We start from the raw sequence: 6,470 nt of genomic DNA, 5'->3' as shown, positions 1-6,470 counted from the left end.
CGCGACGCTGTCGCGGGCGGTGTCAGTCACGGTCACTACGTCTGTCTTTCTGGGTCGGCGGGAGGGACGGTGGCCGGCGTCAGCCGACCGCGCCCTCCATCTGGAGCTCGATCAGGCGGTTGAGCTCGAGGGCGTACTCCATCGGCAGCTCCTTGGCGATCGGCTCCACGAAGCCGCGGACGATCATCGCCATCGCCTCGTCCTCCTCCATGCCTCGCGACATGAGGTAGAAGAGCTGGTCGTCGGAGACCTTCGAGACGCTCGCCTCGTGGCCCATGGACACGTCGTCCTCGCGGATGTCGACGTAGGGATAGGTGTCCGAGCGGCTGATCTGGTCGACCAGCAGCGCGTCGCACAGGACGTTGGACTTCGAGCCGTGCGCGCCCTCGTTGACCTGGATCAGGCCGCGGTACGACGTGCGGCCGCCGCCGCGCGCGACCGACTTGGAGAGGATCGAGCTGGAGGTGTTCGGCGCGGCGTGGACCATCTTGGCGCCGGCGTCCTGGTGCTGGCCCTCGCCGGCGAACGCGATCGACAGGGTCTCGCCCTTGGCGTGCTCGCCCATGAGGTAGACGGCCGGGTACTTCATCGTCACCTTGGAGCCGATGTTGCCGTCGACCCACTCCATGGTCGCGCCGGCCTCGCAGGTCGCGCGCTTGGTGACGAGGTTGTAGACGTTGTTCGACCAGTTCTGGATGGTCGTGTAGCGGACGCGGGCGCCCTTCTTCACGACGATCTCGACGACCGCGGAGTGCAGCGAGTCCGAGCTGTAGATCGGCGCCGTGCAGCCCTCGACGTAGTGCACGTAGGAGTCCTCGTCGGCGATGATCAGCGTCCGCTCGAACTGGCCCATGTTCTCGGTGTTGATCCGGAAGTAGGCCTGCAGCGGGATGTCGACGTGGACGCCCTTGGGCACGTAGATGAACGAGCCGCCGGACCACACCGCGGTGTTCAGCGCGGAGAACTTGTTGTCACCGACGGGGATGACGGTGCCGAAGTACTCCTTGAACAGCTCGGGCTGCTCCTTGAGCGCGGTGTCGGTGTCGAGGAAGAGCACGCCCTGCGCCTCGAGGTCCTCGCGGATCGAGTGGTAGACGACCTCGGACTCGTACTGCGCGGCGACACCGGAGACCAGGCGCTGCTTCTCCGCCTCGGGGATGCCGAGCTTGTCGTAGGTGTTCTTGATGTCCTCGGGGAGGTCGTCCCAGGTCGCGGCCTGCTTCTCGCTGGACCGGACGAAGTACTTGATGTTGTCGAAGTCGATCGCGCCGAGGTCGGAGCCCCAGGTCGGCATCGGCTTGCGGTCGAAGAGCTTCAGGCCCTTCAGGCGCAGGTCGAGCATCCACTGCGGCTCGCTCTTCTTCGCGGAGATGTCGCGGACGACGTCCTCGTTGAGACCGCGCTTGGCGGTCGCACCGGCGGTGTCCGGGTCGGCCCAGCCGAACTCGTAGCGGCCGATGCCCTTGAGCTCGGGGTTCAGCTCCTCGATGGAGGTCATGGGGTGACCTGCTCCTTCTCCTTGATGGACGTGCTCGGGGTGGTGCTGGTGCTGCTTGCGGTGGTGCTCGGGATGCAGGTCGTGCACACCCCGTCGCCGTGGGCGATGGTGGCCAGCCGCTGCACGTGGCTGCCGAGCACCGCGGCGATCGCCTCGGTCTCGGCCTCGCACAGCTGCGGGAACTCGTGGGCCACGTGGCTGACGGGGCAGTGCTGCTGGCACAGCTGCTCCCCCACTGGTACGTCGCGCACGCCGGCGGCGTAGCCCTCGTCGGTGAGGACTCGGGCGACGGCCTCCGCCGGGCTGAGCTCGGGGTGCTGCTCGACGACCTCGCCGAACCGCTCCTGGATGAACGCCACGCGCCGGCTCGCGAATTCCCGGACGGCCTGCTCGCCGCCGGTCTCCCGCAGGAAGCGCAGGGCCTGGACGGCCAGGTCGTCGTACTGCTGGTCGAAGCTGTCGCGGCCGACCTCGGTCAGCGCGAACACCTTCGCGGGGCGACCCCGCCCGCGGGTGGCGAGGGTGCGTGGCTCACGGGCCTCGACCGCACCCTCCTCGACCAGCTGGTCGAGGTGGCGGCGGACCGCGGCGGGCGTCAGCGCGAGGCGCTCGGCGAGCGCGGCGGCGGTCGAGGGACCGTCGACGAGGATCGACCGCGCGACGCGCTGGCGCGTCGGCTGGTCACCGCCCGGACGGGCTTCCTCGAATTCCACAACACCAGTGTGGCGTTATTGGTCGGGGCCCTTCAAGGAAGGCTCCCCTTACCTCGCAGCGAGCGGTGACGTGCGTCTCAGCCAGAGGATCCCGGCGAGCGGCAGCACCAGCGGCAGGAAGCCGTAGCCCTGCCCGAAGTGCGACCAGACCGTGCGGTCGGGGAAGAGGTCGGTGGCGACGTAGGACAGCGTACCGACGACCAGCACGCCGACCGCCTCGATGCCGACGGCCACGACGGCTGCCCACCAGCCGCGCCGCCCGCCGACGAGCAGGCACGTGGTCGCGGCGAGGTAGACGAGGGCGGCGAGCAGGGACAGGGAGTACGCCAGCGGCGCCCGGTCGGCCTGCGTGCCGAGCTGCACGAGCGAGCGACCGGTGGCGGCGACGGCGAAGACGGCGTACACCGCGACGAGGATGCGGCCCCAGCCGCTGGAGAGCTCAGCCACCGGCGGTCCAGATGGAGTGCAGCCGGACCTCGAGGGCCACCACGGTCAGCAGGGCGACCAGCAGCACCGCCGTCCCGGCGCGGGTGCGCTCGGCCAGCGACCAGAAGGCGCCGATGGGCAGCACCAGGGGCAGCGAGAGCAGGTAGCTCAGGAACGTCGCCGCGGGCACGTCGCGGTCGGTGCCCGCGAGGGCCACGCAGCCGACCACCGCCTGGACGACGAGGGCGAGCTCGACCAGGGCGAGCACGAGGAAGGTCGGGTCACCCGCCGTCTCGTCGCGCACCAGGTGCACCACGACCGCTGCCATCGCCACCACGGACAGGACGACCACCGCCCCCAGGACCACCGCGTTCACGCCCCTGACCCTAGGTCCTGCCCGCCCGGCCCCCTCCGGCGGACGTTTCCTAGACTGGCCTGGTGTCCGACGCCGCTCCAGCAGTCGCCGTCGACGGCCTGGTGATGCGGTACGGCGACAAGGTCGCCGTGGACGAGCTCTCCCTGACCGTCGAACGCGGCTCCATCACCGCGGTCCTCGGCCCCAACGGGGCCGGCAAGACCACCACCCTCGAGACCTGCGAGGGCTACCGGCGGCCCCAGCAGGGCACGGTGCGGGTGCTGGGGCTCGACCCGGTCCGCCAGCGCGCCGAGCTGCTCCCCCGCATCGGCGTGATGCTGCAGGGCAGCGGCGCGTGGAGCGGCGTGCGCGCGATGGAGATGCTGCGCCACGTCTCCCGGCTGCACGCGCACCCGATGGACGTCGACCTGCTGGCCGAGCGGCTGGGGCTCGGGGACTGCGGGCGCACGCCGTACCGCCGGCTCTCCGGGGGCCAGCAGCAGCGCCTCGGGCTGGCGATGGCGCTCGTCGGGCGTCCCGAGCTCGTCTTCGTCGACGAGCCGACGGCCGGCATGGACCCGCAGTCGCGCCGCACCACCTGGGAGCTGCTCACCGAGCTGCGCGCCGCCGGGGTGACCGTCGTGCTGACCACGCACTACATGGACGAGGCCGAGAAGCTCGCCGACCGGATCCACATCATCGACCACGGCCGGCTGATCGCCTCGGGCTCGCCGGTGCAGCTGACCCGGGGCGGCACCGCGGCGACGATCCGGCTCGTGGTGAGCCGGCCGTTCCCGCCGGGTGCCCCCGACTCGCTGCGCGTCGCCCTCGGGGACCAGATCGAGGTGACGCTGCTCGACGAGGTCAGCCTCCTGGTCACCGGCCCGGCCGACGCCAGCACCCTGGCCAGGGTGTCGGGCTGGTGCGAGCAGCAGGGCGTGCTCCCGGAGTCGCTGACGCTGGGCCAGCGCACCCTCGAGGACGTCTTCCTCGAGCTGACCGGACGGGAGCTCCAGCCGTGACGACCGAGCCGACCACCCCGCGCGCCGGCGCCACCGCGGACTGGACCCCCCGGCCCGGCGGCGCGCCCTGGCTGCAGCAGGTGCGCGCGCAGGCCTCGATGGAGGCCCGCCTGATGCTGCGCAACGGCGAGCAGCTGCTGCTCGCCGTCGTCATCCCGGTCATCGTCCTGGTCGGAGCCGTCCAGGGCGCCGACCGGATCGACCTCGACCTCACGGGCCGCGCGATCGACGTCTTCACCCCGGGGGTGCTGGCGCTGGCGGTGATGTCGACGGCGTTCACGTCGCTGGCGATCGCCACGGGCTTCGAGCGCCGGTACGGCGTGATCAAGCGGCTCGGCACGTCGCCGCTGCCCCGCTCCGGCCTCCTCGCCGGCAAGGTCGGTGCGCTGGTGGCCGTCGAGGCGCTGCAGGTGGCCGTGATCTCGGCGGTCGCCCTGGTCATGGGCTGGGAGCCGGCCGGCGGCCCGGCTGCGGTCGTCGGCGCGGTGCTGGCCGTGCTGCTCGCCACGGCCGCGTTCGCCGCTCTGGGGCTCTTCCTCGCGGGCTCGCTGCGGGCCGAGGCGACGCTGGCCGCCGCCAACCTGGTCTACCTGCTGCTCATGGCCGGCGGCGCCGTGGTGCTGCCCGCCTCGGCGTACGGCGCGTTCGGCGACGTCGTCCGGTGGCTGCCCTCCGGAGCCCTGGGCGGGGCCATGCGCGACGCGCTGATCGACGGCGTCGTCGCCCCCGTGGCGCTCCTCACCCTCGCCGGGTGGGCGGTGGTCGGCACGGTGCTGACCGCCCGTACGTTCAAGTGGGAGTGAGAGCAGTGCGACCGACCACCGAGGCCGCGACCCGATGGGTGCGTCCGATGGGCTGGGCGACCCTGGTCGCCAACATCGTCCTCGTCGTCACCGGCGGCGCCGTCCGGCTGACCGGCTCCGGGCTGGGCTGCCCCACCTGGCCGCGCTGCACCGACGAGTCCTACACCCCGCACGGCGCGCTGAACCTGCACTCGGCGATCGAGTTCGGCAACCGGATGCTGACCTTCGTCCTCGTCGCCATCGCGATCGCGACGTTCCTCGCCGCCTGGCGCAGCCGCCGCAGCGACCTGCTCCGGCTGGCCACGTTGCTGGCGCTGGGCATCCCCGCCCAGGCCGTCATCGGCGGCATCACGGTGCTGACCGACCTCAACCCGTGGATCGTGTCCCTCCACCTGGTCTGCTCGCTGGCGATCATCGGCCTGTCCGTGCGGTTCCTGCAGGTCGCCGACGCCCCGGTCGGCGCGCCGGTCCGCGGCGGGCTGGTCGGTCTCGCCTGGGCGACGTTCCTCGCCGGCTGGGCCGTGCTCTACATCGGCACGATCGTCACCGGCTCCGGTCCGCACGCCGGCGACGCGGACTCCAAGCGCACCGGCCTGGACCCGCTCCAGGTCAGCCAGCTGCACGCCGACGCGGTCTTCCTCCTCCTGGGCCTCACCGTCGGCCTGCTGCTCGCCCTGCGGGCCACCGGCGCCCCCGCCCAGGCGGTGCGGGCCGCGTGGATCCTGCTCGCCGTCGAGCTGGGCCAGGGCACCATCGGCTTCGTCCAGTACTTCACCGACCTCCCGGTCGTCCTCGTCGGCTTCCACCTCCTCGGCGCCGCCCTGACCTCCGCCGCCCTCACCTGGGCCCTGCTCACCGTCCGCCACCCGCGCGCCACCAGCCAGCGCGTGCTCGTGGCGCCGCTCGAGGCCGATTCCCGGCCTGACGTGCCGGGGGTGGACGCGCCGGAGGTGGACGAGCCTCGTCCCGTGCAGGGGTCCCCGGTGAACCGGTGACTCCTGCACCCGGCGCGCCCGCCCGGCGTCGCTAGGTTGTCGCCATGCCCGTGCGCCTGCGCCCCGTCACCGAGGCGGACCTGCCCCACCTGACCGGGAGCGACGCGCCGTACGAGGACTTCGGGCCCCGCAACCCGCGCACCGCGCCGTACGACCCCTCGCTGACGGCCGACCTCGGCGGCCTCGCCGTGGTCGAGGGCGAGGACGTCGTCGGCAGCCTCAGCTGGGCGCAGCTGCGCTGGGGCCCGAACGAGGCGTCCCGCAGCCCGATGATCGGCATCTGGCTCGCTGCGTCGGCCCGGGGCCGGGGCATCGGCACCGAGGCGCAGCGGCAGCTCGCCGACCTGTTCTTCCTGCACACGACGGTCAACCGCGTCGAGGCCCACACCGACCGGGAGAACCTCGCCGAGCAGCGGTCCCTCGAGAAGGCCGGCTTCCGCCAGGAGGGCGTCGCGCGGGGCGCGCAGTGGCGCGAGGGCGCCCACCACGACCTGTACGTCTACTCGGTGCTGCGCGAGGAGTGGGCGTCCGGCCGCTGAGCCCGTCCTGGAGCACGTCCGGCGCTTGCCGGGGCAGTCTGTCGCTTCCCGGGGCAGTCCGTTGCTCACCGGGGCAGATCTACCCCGGGAAGCGAGGGAGTCCCCGGTGGACCGGGGAC

Annotated in this window: 8 protein-coding genes; 4 read left to right on the top strand and 4 right to left on the bottom strand. The window is 72.4% G+C overall.

Features of this window, described 5'->3' with window-relative positions; translation table 11 throughout:
- Window positions 1–79: 79 nt before the first annotated feature.
- From sufB to AB0N29_RS06130, 4 genes are read right to left on the bottom strand one after another with little or no spacing between them, the layout of a single operon-like run.
- Window positions 80–1,498 carry a Fe-S cluster assembly protein SufB gene (gene sufB, locus AB0N29_RS06145; protein ID WP_364864966.1) on the bottom strand — a complete coding sequence of 473 codons (1,419 nt, stop codon included), beginning with the start codon at window positions 1,496–1,498 and terminating at the stop codon, window positions 80–82.
- A complete protein-coding gene (locus AB0N29_RS06140; protein ID WP_364864963.1) occupies window positions 1,495–2,211 on the bottom strand; it encodes a helix-turn-helix domain-containing protein in 717 nt (238 codons plus the stop codon). The genes sufB and AB0N29_RS06140 overlap by 4 nt, the downstream gene beginning before the upstream one ends.
- A 48-nt stretch (window positions 2,212–2,259) precedes the next feature.
- The gene (locus AB0N29_RS06135; protein ID WP_302271252.1) at window positions 2,260–2,658 is read right to left on the bottom strand and encodes a hypothetical protein; all 399 of its coding nucleotides are present in this window, start codon (window positions 2,656–2,658) and stop codon (window positions 2,260–2,262) included.
- Window positions 2,651–3,013, bottom strand: a complete 363-nt coding sequence (locus AB0N29_RS06130) for a hypothetical protein (protein ID WP_302271250.1) — start codon at window positions 3,011–3,013, stop codon at window positions 2,651–2,653. The genes AB0N29_RS06135 and AB0N29_RS06130 overlap by 8 nt, the downstream gene beginning before the upstream one ends.
- A gap of 62 nt (window positions 3,014–3,075) precedes the next feature.
- Here AB0N29_RS06130 and AB0N29_RS06125 point away from each other — a divergent pair, with 62 nt between their 5' ends.
- From AB0N29_RS06125 to AB0N29_RS06110, 4 genes are read left to right on the top strand one after another with little or no spacing between them, the layout of a single operon-like run.
- Window positions 3,076–4,014, top strand: a complete 939-nt coding sequence (locus AB0N29_RS06125; protein ID WP_364864960.1) for an ABC transporter ATP-binding protein — start codon at window positions 3,076–3,078, stop codon at window positions 4,012–4,014.
- Window positions 4,011–4,817 (top strand): ABC transporter permease, encoded by an 807-nt coding sequence (locus AB0N29_RS06120; RefSeq protein WP_364864958.1) that lies wholly within the window; start codon window positions 4,011–4,013, stop codon window positions 4,815–4,817. Before AB0N29_RS06125 ends, AB0N29_RS06120 begins: the two co-directional genes overlap by 4 nt.
- Window positions 4,818–4,822: 5 nt before the next feature.
- Window positions 4,823–5,812 carry a COX15/CtaA family protein gene (locus AB0N29_RS06115; protein ID WP_364864956.1) on the top strand — a complete coding sequence of 330 codons (990 nt, stop codon included), beginning with the start codon at window positions 4,823–4,825 and terminating at the stop codon, window positions 5,810–5,812.
- 44 nt (window positions 5,813–5,856) lie between these two features.
- Complete coding sequence (locus AB0N29_RS06110) at window positions 5,857–6,351, top strand: GNAT family protein (RefSeq protein ID WP_364864953.1); 495 nt, start codon at window positions 5,857–5,859, stop codon at window positions 6,349–6,351.
- Window positions 6,352–6,470: the final 119 nt, after the last annotated feature.

It is taken from the genome of Nocardioides sp. NPDC092400 (assembly GCF_040684155.1).
Classification (GTDB): domain Bacteria; phylum Actinomycetota; class Actinomycetes; order Propionibacteriales; family Nocardioidaceae; genus Nocardioides.
Note: the sequence above shows the minus strand (reverse complement) of the source record. Positions and strands in the feature narration are given on the sequence as shown.